Genomic DNA, 14,773 nt, shown 5'->3' with positions numbered 1-14,773 from the left:
TACTGCCATTTCGCTGTACCGTGATTGTTTGGGCAGGTCACGTGTTTTCCTCCGGCGGCGTGTGACCGGCTGTGCCGTGTGTATCCCCGCTTGCTCGACGTCGCTGATCGGTTAATGTTCGTCCGGAATCCGATCTTTCGGCAGATCGGCTTTCCACAGTTGTCGAAGCCGTGGCACGGATTCCGGACCAAGGAGCGGCAGCTGTGTACCGCGAAGGCAGTCGCAGTCACGAGGACGTTTCGATGGAGTTCGCGAGAATCGGCTTCCGGGGGACTCTTCCGGGGACACGTCCGGCGCGTCGACTGGTGGCGATTCCCGCCGTACTCCTCGTCCTGTTGGCGGGTGGTTGTGCGGAACGGAACCCCGATCCGGTTCCGGCGGAGGCGGCGACTCCGTCATCCACGGTGGACTTATCCACGCTTCCGGAGGCGACCACCTTCGGCAGGACCCCGCGGGCTCCGCGGGATCCGGATCCGCAGGGGACGACCGACGGGGTGGTGCTGCGCGTCGAGCAGGACATCGCGGTGTACGACTCGGTGCGGGGGAAGGCGATCGCGCGTCTGCCCGCCCGACAGTTCAAGTCACCCACCTGGGTTCCGATCGTCGCCGAGCGCGGCGATTGGGCACGGGTTCTGCTGCCTTCACGGCCGAACGGTTCGACCGGCTGGGTCCGGGCGGACAGCGACAGAGTGCGCAAGGCACGTTCTCGACACGTCGTGGACGTGGACGTGGACGCCCGCCGACTGGTGGTGTTCGAGGACGGTCGCGAGATCGGGTCCTGGGAGGTCGGAGTGGGTAAGGAGGACAGTCCGACCCCGCTCGGACGCACCTTCATCCTCGCCTCCGTCCGGGAGACCGTCACCGACTACAGCCCGATCATCCTCCCGCTGGGCACACACTCCGAGACCTTCACGACCTACGGAGGGGGTCCCGGAACGGTGGCGTTGCACGGCTGGCCGGATCCGGGCGTCTTCGGCACCGCCAGCAGCGACGGGTGTGTCCGTGTCCCGGCGGACGCGTTGTCCCTGCTGAGGTCGTTGCCGCTGGGAACGCTTGTCCGACTGCGTTGAGTGGTGGACGGCGGGTCGTCCGAACGGCCCGCCGGATGAGTGTCCGCACGTATTCGACGAAGGAAGTGTGAGAGTGGGTAAGAAGAAGTACTTGGCGGGGAGCGTGGCGGCCACCGCGGGTCTCCTGCTCGCCGGGTCCCCGGCCGTGGCCGACAGCGTCGACAACGACGGGATCAACCTCGGCAACGACAACAACGCCAGCCTCGTTCCCGTCCAGCTCTGCGGGAACGACGTGGCGGTGCTGGGCGCGGTGGTCCCGCTGCTGTCCCCCGAGGCCTCGGAGTGCGTCAACGCCCCCGTGGTGGACCACCCCTCGACCGGCGGTGGTGAGGACAAGCCCGAGAAACCGGACGAGCCCAAGGAGCCGGAGAAGCCCGACGAGCCCGAGAAACCCGAGGAACCCGAGAAACCGGACGAGCCCGAGAAACCCGAGGAACCCGAGAAACCGGACGAGCCGGACAAGCCCGAGGAACCCGAGCAGCCCGGTGGCGAGGAGGACATCCCGGTCGCTCCCACCCCGGAGAGCCCCGAGGGCCACGCGCCGGTCACCGGCTGACCCCCGGTACCCCCTTTCGGTCTTCGATCACTCGAACGGCCGGCCCTCGCGCGGGGCCGGCCGTTCGTACGCGGGACGGATGCGGCCAGCGGCCGTTCCGGGCAGGACGCCGCACGTTCGGCAACGGGCGGAGCGAACCCGGCAGTCAGCCGGAGAAGGAGGCCGCCGCGGAGAGCAGAATGTCGTTCTCCTCCGGCGTGCCGACCGTGACCCGGGCCCCGTCCCCCGGGAAGGCGCGGACCACCACACGGTTGTTCAGGCAGTGCTCGTTGAAGGCCCCGGTGCGTTCACCGAGCGGCAGCCACACGAAGTTCGCCTGGGTGGGGGGAACCCGGTAGCCGAGCTCCAGCAGCCGGTCGCGCACCCTGGTGCGCTCGGAGATCACCTCGGCGCAGCGGCGTTCGAGTTCGTCCCCCGCCTCCAGGGAGGCCACAGCGGCGGCCTGGGCCACCGCGTTGACGCTGAAGGGGATGTAGACCTTGCGCAGGGCCTCGGCCACGTGGGGAGGGGCGACCGCGTAGCCCACCCGCAGACCGGCCAGCCCGTAGGCCTTGGAGAAGGTGCGCAGACAGGCCACGTTGTCCCAGCGGCGGGTGAACTCCACCCCGTCGGGGGCCTGTGGGTCGTCGACGAACTCCCGGTAGGCCTCGTCGAGCACCACGAGCACGTCGGAGGGAACCCGGGACAGGAACTCCTCCAGCTGCCGTTCGTGCAGCGTCGTCGCCGTGGGGTTGTTGGGGGTGCAGACGAACACCACCCGGGTGTTGTCGGTGATCGCGTCGGCCAGCGCGTCCGGATCCAGTTCGTGGTCCTCGGTCAGCGGTACCCGCACCTCGTTCGCGCCCGCCACCCTCGTGAGGATGGGGTAGGCCTCGAAGGAGCGCCACGGAAAGACGACCTCGTCGCCGGGGGAACACAGCGCCTGCACGATCTGCTGGCACAGTGCCACCGAACCGCAGCCGACGGCGATCCGCTCGGTGGCGACGTCCAGGTGTTTCGCCAGGGAGTCCACGAGTTCGGTCGCGCCCATGTCGGGGTAGCGGTGCACCCGGTGCGCCGCGTGCGTCACGGCCTCCACGACACTCGGAAGGGGACCCCGGGAGACCTCGTTGCTGGCCAGTTTGGTCGAACCGGGGACCGTTCTTCCCGCCACGTAGGCGGGGAGACTGTCGAGGTCGGCACGCACACGCACGCTCATCGGCCACTCCTTGATCGCTCTCGCGCCGGGCCTTTCGGCCGTGTTCCGAGCCTATCCCTTCCGCGCGGGAGGGGTTAACCACCAGGACACCGCCGTTTTCAGCGGTTTTCCCGGTTCCGGCGTCCTCGGTGGGAGCGGTGGTGGAGGGGAAGAATCACCGTTTCGGTGGTGGGCGTTGACTGCTGTTCACCCCGGCATGGTTGTCTGCCGGTATGATCGAAACCAGGACCGACACCCTCGCGCTCACCGACGGTACTCGACTGCGGCTGACCTTCGCCGAACCGGAGAACGTAGTACGTGGCGGGATCGTGGTCCTGCACGAGGACAGAGGGGTCACCGAGCGGGTGCGCATTCTGGTGGCCGCCCTGGCGGAGGAAGGGTGGCTGACCGTGGCTCCGCACCTCTATCACGAGGACACCGACCACGAGGCCGATCCCGCCGAGGAGGACGTGGACGAGCGGGTACGCGGACTGTCCGGGGAGTCGGTGCTGAACGACACCGACGCCGCTTTCGTCTGGCTCTCCGACCGAGGGGTCACCGAGGACCGTCAGGGAATCATGGGATTCGACATCGGCGGTACGGCGGCTCTGGTGGTGGCCTCGCAGCGGAGACTGGGCGCCGCGGTCACCGTGGGAGGTGACGGGATCGTCACCCCGGTGTCCACCGAGCTGCCCCCGCTGGTGGAAACCGTCGGCGAGGTCAGCTGCCCGTGGCTGGGTCTGTACGGGGAGATGGGCGGACGGATCCCCACCGAGGAGATAGAGCGGCTGCGTGCCGCCGCGTCCGGGGCGGGGGCGATCACCGACGTGGTGCGCTACCCACGGGCCGACCACCGTTTCGACGCCGACCCCGAATCGGCCGAGGAGGCTTGGAAACGGGCGCGGAACTGGTTCGATCTGCACCTGCGGTGACCGGGGTGGTCCGGCTTCCGGCGAGGTTTCGCCAGCGGCGGAACCGGCGCGTTCCTGGCTTTTTTCGCGGAACCGGCGAAACTCTCCGGGTCGGGTATAGCCCAACAGGGTGGTGGTGGGTTAGGAAGCTGTTATGACTTCAAGCACCACCCCGGAAAGCGCGCCCGAACTGCTCTGGCAGCCCTCGCCCGAATGGGCGCAGGACACCCGTATGGTCCGGTTCCGCGGCTGGCTACGGGCCCAGCGGGGATTGGAGTTCTCCGACTACCGTTCGCTGTGGCAGTGGTCGGTCCGGGACCTGGAAGGCTTCTGGTCGGCGGTGGCCGAGTTCTTCGGGGTGTCCTTCGCCGAACCCCCGTCGCGGGTGTTGACCGCGGAGACGATGCCCGGTGCTGAGTGGTTCCCCGGCGCGCGGCTCAACTACGCCGAGCACGCGCTGTCCGCCGGGCCAGGCAAGGCCGAGGACGACGTGGCGGTGCTCTTCGTCCGTGAGGACGGGCGACAGGAGCGGATCACCTTCGGCCGGTTGCGTTCCCTGGTGGCCGCAGCCAGGGCGGGGCTCGCCGAACTCGGGGTGGGACCCGGTGACCGGGTCGCCGCCCTGGCCCCGAACAGCCCCGAGACCCTGGTGGCCTTCCTCGCCACCGCCAGCCTCGGCGCGGTGTGGTCCTCCTGCTCGCCGGACTTCGGGGTACGCGCGGTGGCGGACCGCTTCGTGCAGATCGAACCGACGGTGCTGATCGCCACCAACGGCTACACCTACGGGGGGCGGGTCTTCGACGTCACCGACACCGTGGACCAGCTGCGGCAGCGACTTCCCGGCCTGGCGGCGACCGTGCTCGTCGACTACGTCACCGGTCCGAGTGCCCCGGAGGGCACGGTGGACTGGGAGGGGATGCTGGCTCGACACGCCGAGGCCGAGCTCTCCTTCGAACAGGTTCCCTTCGAACACCCGCTCTGGGTGCTGTACTCCTCCGGGACGACCGGCCTGCCGAAGGGCATCGTGCACGGCCACGGCGGGATGGTGCTGGAGCATCTCAAGGCCGTGGGACTGCACTGCGACCTCGGGCCCGGCGACGTGTTCTTCTGGTTCACCACCACCGGCTGGATGATGTGGAACTTCCTCGTCGGGGGGCTGCTCAGCGGGGCCACCGTGGTGCTGTTCGACGGGAACCCAGTGCACCCGAGCGCGGACGCGCTCTGGGAGCTGGTGGCGCGCCACCGGGTCGGCTACTTCGGCACCTCGGCGCCGTTCATCCAGACCTGCCGCAAACGCGGGCTGCGTCCCGGGCGGGACCACGACCTCTCCGGGCTGCGCACCATCGGCTCGACCGGGGCCCCGCTCACCGAGGACGGGTTCCGCTGGATCGCCGAGGAGGTGGGCGAGGACGTGCAGATCGCCAGTGTCTCCGGGGGTACCGATCTGTGCACGGCTTTCGTGGGCTCCTCCCCCGATGTTCCGGTGTGGTTGGGTGAGATCTCGTGCCCGATGCTCGGTGCGGCGGTGGCCTCCTACGACGAGCGGGGCGAGGAACTGCGTGAGCAGGTGGGGGAGCTGGTGCTGACCAAGCCGATGCCGTGCATGCCCGTGTACTTCTGGAACGATCCGGACGGGAGCCGGCTGAGGGAGGCCTACTTCGACACCTACCCCGGTGTCTGGCGGCACGGTGACTGGGTGCGGATCACCGAGCGGGGCTCGCTGGTGATCTACGGCAGGAGCGACTCGACGCTCAACCGCGGCGGGATCCGGATGGGCACCGCGGAGTTCTACCGCGTGGTCGAGGGTTTCGACGAGGTGCTGGACTCTCTGGTGGTGGATACCTCCGGGGCGGGGGAGACGGACGGGGAGCTGTTGTGCTTCCTCGTGCTGGCTGAGGACACGGAGCTGGCCGAGCTGGAGCCGAGGTTGAGGGAACGGCTGCGGGCCGAGCTGTCCCCCAGGCACGTGCCGAACCGCTTCGTGCCGGTCGAGGAGGTACCGCACACGCTGAACGGCAAGAAGCTCGAAGTGCCGGTGAAGAAGATCCTCGCCGGGGCCGACCCGGAGCGAGCCGTCAGCAGGGACGCGCTGCGCAACCCCGAGTCCCTGGACCCCTTCATCCGCATGAGCGGCGAAAGGAGGGGATGAACCGGCATGATGGGGGTGGGGTGGTGGGTTCCGCCGCCGCGAAACCCACCCCCCGTTGAAGGCCGCCGAACCGGATTGTGTATGGTTTCTGTCAGTGGCAGAGAGGAACACCCGGAGGCTTCGCCTAGTCTGGTCTATGGCGCCGCACTGCTAATGCGGTAGGGGTAACCCCCCTCCCGGGTTCGAATCCCGGAGCCTCCGCCGGGACTTCCACTGCGGTGGAAGTTCACAACTGAACAGGCGCCCGTAGCTCAACGGATAGAGCATCTGACTACGGATCAGAAGGTTTGGGGTTCGAATCCCTACGGGCGCGCTTCTGGTCGAGACAGCTTGAAACCCCCGGTATGCTGGGGGTTTTTTGCTGTTCGGTGACGGTTGTTCCGTCGGTGGCACGGGAAGCGGTTGCCGATGTGTCGCCAACTTTCACGAGCCTTCGTCGACCACCGAATTCAGGGCGTCGGCACTCGCGCGGGAAGCCTGACCGCGCCCCATGTAGTTGTTCAGCGTCATCGACGGGTGCGAGTGCCCCAACACGTCAGCGATCCGACGAGCGCTCAACCCAGCATCATCCAGTAGGGTGCCCACGGTCTTGCGGAAGGTGTGGAACGTCACCTACTTGTAGCCCGCCCGCTTCCGGGGGTTCGCTCGGTTCCTCCGCAGGCCGACCGATCCGGGGAACCAGCAGCGACATCGTCGAGTACGTCGGCAGGTACGAGTAGGACACGAAAGGATGCGGTCGATGATCGTGGATCTCTCGGATGTACGTACTGGGACGGAGCTGCATCGGAAGCTCAAGTTTTCTTTTGGTTTTCCGGACACGTACGGGATGAACCGGGATGCTTTCTGGGACGCCATAACCGGTCTCGTCGAGTTGCCCGACGAGGTCACGTTCACCGGCTGGGAGCATCTCGAGAACGCGCTGCCGCGCGACGCACGTGTCATGCGTGACATACTCAACAGGTATCTGGCTGAGCCATATCACTCCCACAAGGTGATCAGGTTCGAGTGACGAGGACGTGAGGACACCCCGGATGCCGATGCTCCCGGACGGGGTGTCCTCTTCTCGCTCGGAGGGAGACCGCTCGGCAGTGCTACGACGGTCCCGATCCGAGGGCCGGCACGCGGTTGCCGAGTCGGAGTTCCGCCTCGTGGTTCGCGGTTCTCGACGCGTCCCCGTGTCGGGACGGCTGGTATCGGGACACCCGGCACTGGGGTGGTTTCCGAGCGCTGTAGAATTCGCGCGGTTCGGAAATTCCGGGTTCGGAAAGAGTCTCCGGCCGGGGCGGTTCTGGAGGATGTCGTGGTCTCTGTGGTGATCGTGCTCGTGGCGCTGCGGAAAATCAGGTCGTTTCTGAGTGGGCGGGGCCGCGCGTCCTCCGCACGGTGAGTACCGTTTCCCTCTCGTCGCCTTTCTCCGCGACGTTCTGGTGCCGTCGAAAAAGTTTACGAAAACGCTGCCTACCGTTCGGTGTGAACTGTGTTCGTCCTTTTCGCGAAGACGCCAACCGGAAGAGTGGCGGTTCGTCGGTGGAGTACAGGGGAGTCCCGGACCCTGCCCCGCGTGTCGGCAGGGTCCGGGAGTGCCGCCGCCGATGCCGTCAGCCGATGATCCCGGCGTTGACGATGCTGGTGTCGAGCTTGGCGTCGTAGTCGGCCCACTTCCAGAACCAGAGGCCGTAGCCGTGGCCGTGGCCGTGGTGTCCGTGGCCGTACGAGCTGCCGCAGGAGGACTTGGAGGCGCACTTGTCGTGCCCCTGGTGTCCCTCGGGGGACTCGGCCGCGGCGAAACCGGCGCCGCCGAAGGCGAGCGGCAGAGCCATGGCACCGACAACAGCTGCACGCTTGAACGAACGCATGTTTGCGCCTTTCGTTTCAGTGTCTGGATTGCATGTCGACCACCCGTGTTGTCAGCCGACGACTACTTTCTACCCGAGCTCCCGCTCGTGTGCCGGACGCGACGCGGGATATTCACCTTATCGGGTGGGGCTGAACAAAGCTCTTTTCTCGGTCGTCACCGGAAAGGTGGTCCCACTTTCGTGGGGTCTGCTGTCGGAATATTCGATTCTTCGGTAAGATATCCCCAATATTCTGACTGTGAGATTCTGGGGTCGTTTTTCGGGGTCTCCCGCGCTCATTCGACCCGGGCCGCTATCGCCAGGGCCTGCCCGACCCCGATTCCGGCCACGGCCACGCCCAGTCCGCCTCCCCGGTGGTACAGGTGGCGGCAGAGGTCCACCACGGCGCGGGCGAACGAACCGCCGAACGGATGCCCGTAGGCCAGGGCACCCCCGTGCACGTTCACTCGGTCGAGCGGGATCTCGGGCAGCTGACGCAGTACGGCGAGCACCAGGGCCGCGAAGGCCTCGTTGATCTCCCACAGCACCACCTCGGAGATGCCCACCCCCAGTTTGCGCAGCAGTTTGTGCACGGCGGCCACCGGGGCCAGCGCGAACCGCTGTGGTTCCCGGGCCACCGTCACTCCGGTGAGCAGTTCCCCGAGCGGCTCCACCCCGAGGAGCTCGGCGCGGCGCCGCGACCCGAGAAGCGCCGCGACCGCTCCGTCCCCGAGCGGAGCCGAGTTCCCGGCCGTGACCGGGCCGTTGGGAGAGAAGGCCGGAGCCAGTCCCTCCAACTTCGTCATGCCGAGATCGGGACGTACCGACTCGTCCCCGCGTATCGTGGCGCCCTCCGGGGTGCGCAGCGGGACGACGAAACCGTCGTGCACTCCCGCGTCCCAGGCCGCCGCGGCACGTCGGTGCGAACGCAGCGCGTACTCGTCCAGCTCGGTGCGGCTCAGTCCCACCTCGAGCGCCGTCAGCTCGGCAGCCCTGCCCAGCGGAACGGTCCAGTGCGGGTTCATGCGCGGGTTGACCATCCGCCATCCCCGTGCGGTGGAGATCACTTCGAGCCGGTCCGGAAGGCTCCGCTCGGAACGCGGGAGCACGAAGGGGGCCCGGCTCATCCCCTCGACGCCGCCCGCGATCACCAGCTCGGCGTCCTCTCCCCGGAGGGCCCTGGTGGCCTGTAGCAGGGCTTCACCGCCCGAGCCGCACAGCCTGTTGACCGTCACCCCGGGGACGGATTCCGGCGCTCCGGCCAGCAACCCGGCCATCCGGGCCACGTTGCGGTTCTCCTCGCCCGCCCCGTTGGTGTTGCCGTAGAAGATCTCCTCCACGGCCTCCGGGTCGAGCCCCCGGCTCCTTCCCCTGCGGAGCAGCTCGGCGATCGGTTCGGCGGCCAGGTCGTCGACACGGACGCCGGACAGGCCGCCCCGGTAGCCTCCGAAGGGAGTGCGTGCGGCGTCGAGCAACAGCGCACGGGCCATGTCCCCATGATGCCGCACGAAAGAGTTGATTCCTTGGTTCTTTCGAGGGATACGAGCCCTGTCGAGACCGGAGGGCTATCCCGGAACCGGCAGCTCGGCGGTGGCCTCCGCACCGTCCAGGGAGACCACGAACCCGCCGTTCTCGCCCACCTCGCGCAGTCGCCGCACCGCGTGCTCCCCGTCCAGCGGCACCGCGTGCCGGACCCCCGCCGTGCCGTGCCGCCGCTCCAGCAGCCCCCGTGCCTGGTGCCCGGACCGGACCGTGGAGTTCAGTGAGCCCGTGGAGGCCAGGGAGCCCCTGGCCGCGCCCAACCTGCCCAGGATGTCGTCCAGCGCGTCCAGCAACGCGGCGCGGTTGCCCTCGGTCATGGACCGCACCAGCTCTGGATCACTGCCGATCACTCTGGTGGCGTCCCGGAACGAGCCCGCCGCCAGGGACAACGCCAGTGGCCCCCCGTCGGCTCCCACGGCGGCCAGCACGGCGGCCAGCACGTGGGGAAGGTGGGACACGCGGGCCACCGCGGCGTCGTGTTCTCCCGCGCTCACCGGCACCACGCGCGCCCCGCAGTCCAGCGCCAGCGCCGCCGCCTCGCGCCACGCGTCGAGCGTGGTCTCCTCGTCGGCGTTCACGGCCCACAACGCACTGTCGAACAACCCGGCACCGCCCGCGTCCCAGCCGGACCCGGCGTTGCCGGCCATCGGATGTCCCCCGGCGTAACGCGCCGAGGGAGCCAGCTCCCGCACCTGCCTGCGCACCGGTTCCGCCACGCTGACCACATCGGTCAGGTAGGTCTCCGGTGCGTGCCGGGCGACCTGCCGCAACACCCCGCCGACGGCGGGCGGCGGGGTGGCGAGGACCACCAGCGCCTCCCACTCGGCGGCCAGCCGCAGTGCCTGCTCGGTGCTCTCGACCACCTCGTAGCCCGCCGCCCTGGCGGCGGCCGCGTCCTCCTCCGAGGTGGTGGCGGCCCAGCCGGGCCTACCGGCACGTACGGCGGCCCGCAGCACGGAACCCCCGATCAGTCCGAGTCCGATCACACACACGGCGCGCATGGCCCAATACTGCCCCACGGGACACGGCCCCGGCCGCGTGGCCGTCCGGGTCGCCGCGAGCCTCCTCCGTACGGTGGGGTGACCGGGGCCACGCAATCGTGCTTTCGGGTGGAGTCCGCACGCTTTACCGTGGCGTCATGACGGGCCAGACACCGATCGCGGGTTTCGCCGTCGCCGCTGTTCGCGAGGACGGCCGGTGGCGTTGCAGCGCCCTCGACAGCTCGGTACTGACCGGGCTGGACGCGACGATAACGGCGTTGCGGGAGCTCCGTTCCACGGGAGCGGTGCTCGGTATGTGTAATGTGGACGACGAGTTCTTCGTGCTGGTTCGTCCCGTGCCCGGCGGTGTGGAGCTCGCGTTGTCCGACGCCGCGGCGGCACTGGACTACGACATAGCCGCCGACGTGCTGGATCTGCTGCGTAGCGATCCGCCGGACGAGGACGACGACGAGATCTGGCCGGAGGGCAATCTCGCCCTGTTGGCCGACATCGGCCTTCCCGAGGCCGAGTTGTTGCTGATCATGGAGGAAGTGGACCTGTATCCGGACGAGCAGCTCGAGATGATCGCTCGGCGCTGTGGTTTCGGGGAGCAGTTCTCCGGGCTGTTGGAGCGGCTGTAGTGCCCGACAACTCGCTCGAACGAGTGAAATTCGGTCGTCCGGAACGGGGAGTGGCAGGTCCCCTCGCGGGAGACCGGGACCGCTCCCTGATGACCTCCGCGCTCGAACACGCCTCCGTGGCGGTGCGCACCGGTGACGTTCCGATAGGAGCGGTGGTGGCCGATCCGGACGGGCGGCTGCTGGCCGGTGCGCCCAACCGGAGGGAGGCTCTGTCCGACCCCACGGCCCACGCCGAGATCCAGGTGCTGCGGGAGGCGGCCGCCGAGCACGGCGACGGGTGGCGGCTGTCCGGGTGCACCCTGGCGGTGACCGTCGAGCCGTGCACGATGTGCGCCGGAGCGCTGGTGCTGGCGCGGGTGGACCGGGTGGTCTTCGGAGTGTGGGAACCCCGTACCGGTGCGCTCGGCTCGCTGTGGGACGTGGTGCGGGACCGCAGGGTCAACCACCGCCCCGAAGTGGTCGGCGGGGTGCTCGCCGAGGAGTGCGCCGCCCTGCTCGAAGGGTTCTTCACCGAACATCGCGATGTGACGTGAGTCACCAAAGAGTGATTCGTGTCCACAGCTGGGTACTCCTCTGGTGGCCCGGTGAAGGAGGTCGTGATGAGTACTTTCGACAAGGTCAAACAGCAGGCCCAACAACTGGCCGGCAAGGCCAAGGAGGCGACCGGCCGGATGACCGGCAACCAGCGGGTGGAGAACGCGGGCAAACGGGACCGTCTCGAAGGAGAGGCCAAGGAACGCGGCCAGGACCTCAAGGACCGTGCCGAGGGGACGGTCCAGGAAGCTCGTGACAAGCTGCGTGGCCAGCGCGGCGACGACGACCAGCGGGGAGACCGGAAACAGGAGTGAACCGGGCGGAACCCGCGGTCGAGCCGGGCGTTCGCGCCCGGTGACGGTGTTCCGACGCCCGCGCGGCCCAACGCCGTGACGTGGTTTCGTCCGTGCTCGCCTCGACGACCGGGCCCCCTCGTTCGACTGTGAGAACCGTTCGTTACGCTGGTGTGCGGTAGCGTGTCCGAGCGGCCTAAGGAGCGCGACTCGAAATCGCGTGAGGCGAGAGCCTCCGTGGGTTCGAATCCCACCGCTACCGCACGAGGAAGACGCCGGCTGCCCACGCAGCCGGCGTTCTCGTTTCCGCACCCCCGTCCGTCGGTACGGCGAGCCGCCGCGACGTCGTGTCTCCGGGGAATCCTCTTCGTGTCCGCGCCCCGTGGCGGAACCGGGCCGTGCTTCGGACAGAACCCCCGGCCCCGGACACGGAAAAAGCCGGGTGCGGTGTCTCGCACCCGGCTTCTCACCGGCGGAGGATGCGGGATTCGAACCCGCGAGGGCTGTTAACCCAACACGAATTCCAGTCGTGCGCCTTAGGCCGCTCGGCCAATCCTCCGCGAAAAAGTGTACGCCACGCCCGGAAGACCTTCGACACCCCCCTCCTCTCGTCCGGCGGTCCGGGGTGGACGGGGGCGGGAACACGGCCCGTCGGGTCGGGCGTTACACTGGACGAGGACTCCGCGCGGCGTCCACCCTGCGAACTCCCCCAGGGCCGGAAGGCAGCAAGGGTAAGCGGGCTCTGACGGGTGCGCGGAGTCCCCTTTTTTCGTCCGGCCCGGGCTTGGCCGAAGACGTGCTCGGAACTCTCCGACGCGGCGTCTCCCTGTGACCGGCTGGCCGGTGTCGGCACGTATCGTTGCCGGTGTGGCGCTCGCGCTCTATCGCAAGTATCGACCGGCGACCTTCGGTGAGGTCGTGGGGCAGTCACATGTCACCGAACCGCTGCGGACCGCGCTGGCCGCGCGCCGGATCAACCACGCCTACCTGTTCTCCGGGCCGCGCGGTTGCGGCAAGACATCCAGCGCGCGGATCCTCGCGCGCTCGCTGAACTGCGTCGAAGGACCGACGGACGAGCCCTGTGGGCGGTGTGACTCCTGTGTCGCGCTGGGGCCGGACGGTTCGGGCAGCGTCGACGTGGTCGAGATGGACGCCGCCAGCCACGGCGGAGTGGACGACGCCAGGGAACTCCGCGACCGGGCCGCCTTCGCCCCGGCGCAGTCGCGCTATCGGATCTTCGTCATCGACGAGGCCCACATGGTCACCCAGCAGGGGTTCAACGCCCTGCTGAAGATCGTCGAGGAGCCTCCCGAGCATCTCGTCTTCGTCTTCGCCACCACCGAGCCGGACAAGGTGCTGACCACGATCCGCTCCCGCACGCACCACTACCCGTTCCGGTTGATTCCGCCGGGGGAGCTGCGGGAGCTGCTGGAGCGGATCTGCGCCGAGGAAGGCGTCACGGTGGATCCGGCGGTGTATCCGCTGGCCATCCGCGCCGGGGGTGGTTCGGCGCGGGACACGCTGAGCGTGCTCGACCAGCTGCTGGCCGGAGCTGGTGCGGAGGGGATCACCTACGAGCGTGCCGTCGCGCTGCTCGGGGCGACCGACGAGACGCTGCTCGACGCCATGGTGGAGGGGCTGGCCGCCGAGGACGCCGCCGCCGTCTACGACACGATCGACCGGGTCGTCGAGGCCGGACACGATCCGCGGCGTTTCGCCTCCGACCTGCTGGAACGCCTGCGCGACCTGATGTTGGTGCACTCGGTTCCCGACGCTGGCGAGCGAGGGCTGATCGACAGTGTGGGCGACCGGGCCGAGCGGATGGCCCGGCAGGCCGAGCGGTTGGGGGTGGCGACCCTGACCCGTTTCGCCGAGATCGTGCACGCGGGGCTGTCCGAGATGCGCGGGGCCACGGCTCCCAGACTGGTGCTGGAGCTGCTGTGCTCGCGGATGATGCTTCCCGCCGCCTCCACCTCCGAGGAGGCCCTGCTGCAAAGGCTGGAACGGGTGGAGCGGCGCATGACGGTCGCCCCGCCCGCCCGGGCGACTCCCGCCGAGGAGAACCGTGGCGCTGCCCCGGCCGCCTCCTCGGAGGAGTCCGCTCCGGCGGCTCCGACGGGGTCGAACTCCACGGCCGCCCCTCCCCCCCCGGCTCCGGCGAACCCGCCCGCGCGGGAGGAGCGGAGCGCGGAACCCGAGACGGGTGGGCAGTCCCGACCCGCAGGCACGTCCTCGGCCGAACTGCGTCAGACCTGGAACGAACTGCTGCGGGCCGTGGCCGAACGCAACCGGCCCACCCAGGCGCTGCTGCTCAACGCGAACGTGCGGGAGCTGCGGGGGGACACCCTGGTGCTCTCGATGCCCACGGAGGGGCTGCGCAAGCAGTTCGGGCGGGCCAACCGGGTCGAGCACGTCCGGGAGGCCATGCGGGAGGTGCTGGGCGGGGAGTGGTCCGTCGAGTGCCTCGTCGACGGTGAGCAGCCGGGGGAACAGCCCGCCCCCTCCGAGGGGACGGGCGCGTCCCCGACGACAGCCGGTCCCGGCCCCGCTCCCGCTCCGGAACGACCAGCACGGGCCGAACCGGAGCCCCCGGCCGCGCAGGATCCCACCACGAACGGACGGGCGGCGGAGCAGGCGGCAACGGGGCGCGGCGAGCCGGAGACCCCCACCCCCTCCGTTGCCCGGCGGGAACCGCCACCTGACGAGCCGCCGGAGCCCCCGGCACCTCCGGAGCCTCCCGAACCGCCGGAACCGCCCGAGGAGCCGGAGCCTCCCGAACCGCCGGACGTTCCCGAACCCCCGCCCGACGGACCCGCCGAGCCGCCCGGGGAAACGCCCCCCCCGGTTCGGCAGGTGCCCGCCGAGACCTCCGGGGAGGGGATGGCCGGTGTTCCGTCCGGGGCCGTGGCCCCCCGGGATCCGGAGGAGGAGGCCGTCGAGCTGTTCGCCAGCGAGCTCGGGGCGCGCCGGATCGACTGGTGACGGGCTCTCCGGCCCGCTTTCCACCGGGATCCCCGCGAGGCGGGGGTCCCGGGGTCGGGCAACACGGTGCCGGGACGGGGCGGCGACTACGCTGGGAGGAAAC

14 protein-coding genes, 4 tRNA genes and 1 other RNA gene are annotated in these 14,773 nt (G+C 69.3%); 13 read left to right on the top strand and 6 right to left on the bottom strand.

The genetic code is table 11. The annotated features are described in order from the left end of the window. Positions 1-242 precede the first annotated feature (242 nt). Together ACTMO_RS0117400 and ACTMO_RS23790 are read left to right on the top strand one after the other, a co-directional pair. On the top strand, positions 243-1,070 hold the full coding sequence (locus tag ACTMO_RS0117400) for a L,D-transpeptidase (RefSeq protein WP_019855961.1): 828 nt from the start codon (positions 243-245) through the stop codon (positions 1,068-1,070). Positions 1,071-1,143: 73 nt separating this feature from the next. Beyond that, positions 1,144-1,626: a hypothetical protein gene (locus ACTMO_RS23790; RefSeq protein ID WP_019855960.1), complete on the top strand. Its 483-nt coding sequence runs from the start codon at positions 1,144-1,146 to the stop codon at positions 1,624-1,626. Positions 1,627-1,771: 145 nt separating this feature from the next. Here the strand turns inward: ACTMO_RS23790 and hisC are convergent, their stop codons facing one another. Beyond that, positions 1,772-2,824 (bottom strand): histidinol-phosphate transaminase, encoded by a 1,053-nt coding sequence (gene hisC, locus ACTMO_RS0117390; RefSeq protein WP_019855959.1) that lies wholly within the window; start codon positions 2,822-2,824, stop codon positions 1,772-1,774. Between the two features lie 212 nt (positions 2,825-3,036). Between hisC and ACTMO_RS0117385 the strand changes: the two genes are divergently transcribed. The 4 genes from ACTMO_RS0117385 to ACTMO_RS0117370 all read left to right on the top strand — a co-directional run bounded on the left by ACTMO_RS0117385 (position 3,037) and on the right by ACTMO_RS0117370 (position 6,176). Continuing rightward, the gene (locus ACTMO_RS0117385) at positions 3,037-3,735 is read left to right on the top strand and encodes a dienelactone hydrolase family protein (protein WP_019855958.1); all 699 of its coding nucleotides are present in this window, start codon (positions 3,037-3,039) and stop codon (positions 3,733-3,735) included. 133 nt (positions 3,736-3,868) lie between these two features. Next, positions 3,869-5,863 carry an acetoacetate--CoA ligase gene (locus tag ACTMO_RS0117380; RefSeq protein WP_019855957.1) on the top strand — a complete coding sequence of 665 codons (1,995 nt, stop codon included), beginning with the start codon at positions 3,869-3,871 and terminating at the stop codon, positions 5,861-5,863. A 113-nt stretch (positions 5,864-5,976) separates the two neighbouring features. After that, positions 5,977-6,064 (top strand) — tRNA-Ser (locus ACTMO_RS0117375). A gap of 39 nt (positions 6,065-6,103) precedes the next feature. After that, positions 6,104-6,176, top strand: a tRNA-Arg gene (locus ACTMO_RS0117370). Positions 6,177-6,286: 110 nt separating this feature from the next. Here ACTMO_RS0117370 and ACTMO_RS0117365 read toward each other — a convergent pair. Beyond that, on the bottom strand, positions 6,287-6,475 hold the full coding sequence (locus ACTMO_RS0117365) for a tyrosine-type recombinase/integrase (protein WP_019855956.1): 189 nt from the start codon (positions 6,473-6,475) through the stop codon (positions 6,287-6,289). A 127-nt stretch (positions 6,476-6,602) separates the two neighbouring features. Here ACTMO_RS0117365 and ACTMO_RS0117360 point away from each other — a divergent pair, with 127 nt between their 5' ends. Then, positions 6,603-6,872, top strand: a complete 270-nt coding sequence (locus ACTMO_RS0117360; RefSeq protein ID WP_211212986.1) for a barstar family protein — start codon at positions 6,603-6,605, stop codon at positions 6,870-6,872. A 589-nt stretch (positions 6,873-7,461) separates the two neighbouring features. Here ACTMO_RS0117360 and ACTMO_RS0117355 read toward each other — a convergent pair. The 3 genes from ACTMO_RS0117355 to ACTMO_RS0117345 all read right to left on the bottom strand — a co-directional run bounded on the left by ACTMO_RS0117355 (position 7,462) and on the right by ACTMO_RS0117345 (position 10,241). Further along, positions 7,462-7,683, bottom strand: a complete 222-nt coding sequence (locus tag ACTMO_RS0117355) for a hypothetical protein (protein ID WP_019855954.1) — start codon at positions 7,681-7,683, stop codon at positions 7,462-7,464. Positions 7,684-7,994: 311 nt separating this feature from the next. Beyond that, on the bottom strand, positions 7,995-9,188 hold the full coding sequence (locus ACTMO_RS0117350; RefSeq protein WP_019855953.1) for a thiolase family protein: 1,194 nt from the start codon (positions 9,186-9,188) through the stop codon (positions 7,995-7,997). A gap of 75 nt (positions 9,189-9,263) precedes the next feature. Then, complete coding sequence (locus ACTMO_RS0117345; RefSeq protein WP_019855952.1) at positions 9,264-10,241, bottom strand: prephenate dehydrogenase; 978 nt, start codon at positions 10,239-10,241, stop codon at positions 9,264-9,266. Positions 10,242-10,378: 137 nt separating this feature from the next. Between ACTMO_RS0117345 and ACTMO_RS0117340 the strand changes: the two genes are divergently transcribed. The 4 genes from ACTMO_RS0117340 to ACTMO_RS0117325 all read left to right on the top strand — a co-directional run bounded on the left by ACTMO_RS0117340 (position 10,379) and on the right by ACTMO_RS0117325 (position 11,950). Further along, positions 10,379-10,861 carry a tRNA adenosine deaminase-associated protein gene (locus ACTMO_RS0117340; protein ID WP_019855951.1) on the top strand — a complete coding sequence of 161 codons (483 nt, stop codon included), beginning with the start codon at positions 10,379-10,381 and terminating at the stop codon, positions 10,859-10,861. A gap of 89 nt (positions 10,862-10,950) precedes the next feature. After that, complete coding sequence (locus tag ACTMO_RS0117335; protein ID WP_033402046.1) at positions 10,951-11,394, top strand: deaminase; 444 nt, start codon at positions 10,951-10,953, stop codon at positions 11,392-11,394. A 66-nt stretch (positions 11,395-11,460) separates the two neighbouring features. Beyond that, positions 11,461-11,709: a CsbD family protein gene (locus ACTMO_RS0117330; RefSeq protein WP_019855949.1), complete on the top strand. Its 249-nt coding sequence runs from the start codon at positions 11,461-11,463 to the stop codon at positions 11,707-11,709. A 156-nt stretch (positions 11,710-11,865) separates the two neighbouring features. Next, positions 11,866-11,950 (top strand) — tRNA-Ser (locus tag ACTMO_RS0117325). Between the two features lie 211 nt (positions 11,951-12,161). Here the strand turns inward: ACTMO_RS0117325 and ACTMO_RS0117320 are convergent. Next, positions 12,162-12,247, bottom strand: a tRNA-Ser gene (locus ACTMO_RS0117320). A gap of 113 nt (positions 12,248-12,360) precedes the next feature. Between ACTMO_RS0117320 and ffs the strand changes: the two genes are divergently transcribed. Beyond that, an RNA gene (gene ffs / locus ACTMO_RS22560) (signal recognition particle sRNA small type) lies at positions 12,361-12,457 on the top strand. 98 nt (positions 12,458-12,555) lie between these two features. Continuing rightward, on the top strand, positions 12,556-14,670 hold the full coding sequence (locus ACTMO_RS0117315; RefSeq protein ID WP_033402045.1) for a DNA polymerase III subunit gamma and tau: 2,115 nt from the start codon (positions 12,556-12,558) through the stop codon (positions 14,668-14,670). The last annotated feature ends 103 nt before the right edge of the window (positions 14,671-14,773 follow it).

The sequence above is a fragment of the Actinopolyspora mortivallis DSM 44261 genome, assembly GCF_000384035.1.
Taxonomy (GTDB): Bacteria; Actinomycetota; Actinomycetes; order Mycobacteriales; family Pseudonocardiaceae; genus Actinopolyspora; species Actinopolyspora mortivallis.
This window is presented reverse-complemented; position numbering and strand designations above follow the sequence as displayed.

What these genes read in the sequence shown, in the direction of transcription:
- ACTMO_RS0117360 (WP_211212986.1), top strand. Translation starts at nt 6,603, where the DNA reads ATGATCGTGGATCTCTCGGATGTACGTACTGGGACGGAGCTGCATCGG.
- ACTMO_RS0117340 (WP_019855951.1), top strand. Translation starts at nt 10,379, where the DNA reads ATGACGGGCCAGACACCGATCGCGGGTTTCGCCGTCGCCGCTGTTCGC.
- ACTMO_RS0117355 (WP_019855954.1), bottom strand. Translation starts at nt 7,683, where the DNA reads ATGGCTCTGCCGCTCGCCTTCGGCGGCGCCGGTTTCGCCGCGGCCGAG.
- hisC (WP_019855959.1), bottom strand. Translation starts at nt 2,824, where the DNA reads ATGAGCGTGCGTGTGCGTGCCGACCTCGACAGTCTCCCCGCCTACGTG.
- ACTMO_RS0117345 (WP_019855952.1), bottom strand. Translation starts at nt 10,241, where the DNA reads ATGCGCGCCGTGTGTGTGATCGGACTCGGACTGATCGGGGGTTCCGTG.
- ACTMO_RS0117350 (WP_019855953.1), bottom strand. Translation starts at nt 9,188, where the DNA reads ATGGCCCGTGCGCTGTTGCTCGACGCCGCACGCACTCCCTTCGGAGGC.
- ACTMO_RS0117335 (WP_033402046.1), top strand. Translation starts at nt 10,951, where the DNA reads ATGACCTCCGCGCTCGAACACGCCTCCGTGGCGGTGCGCACCGGTGAC.
- ACTMO_RS0117330 (WP_019855949.1), top strand. Translation starts at nt 11,461, where the DNA reads ATGAGTACTTTCGACAAGGTCAAACAGCAGGCCCAACAACTGGCCGGC.
- ACTMO_RS0117380 (WP_019855957.1), top strand. Translation starts at nt 3,869, where the DNA reads ATGACTTCAAGCACCACCCCGGAAAGCGCGCCCGAACTGCTCTGGCAG.
- ACTMO_RS0117400 (WP_019855961.1), top strand. Translation starts at nt 243, where the DNA reads ATGGAGTTCGCGAGAATCGGCTTCCGGGGGACTCTTCCGGGGACACGT.
- ACTMO_RS0117385 (WP_019855958.1), top strand. Translation starts at nt 3,037, where the DNA reads ATGATCGAAACCAGGACCGACACCCTCGCGCTCACCGACGGTACTCGA.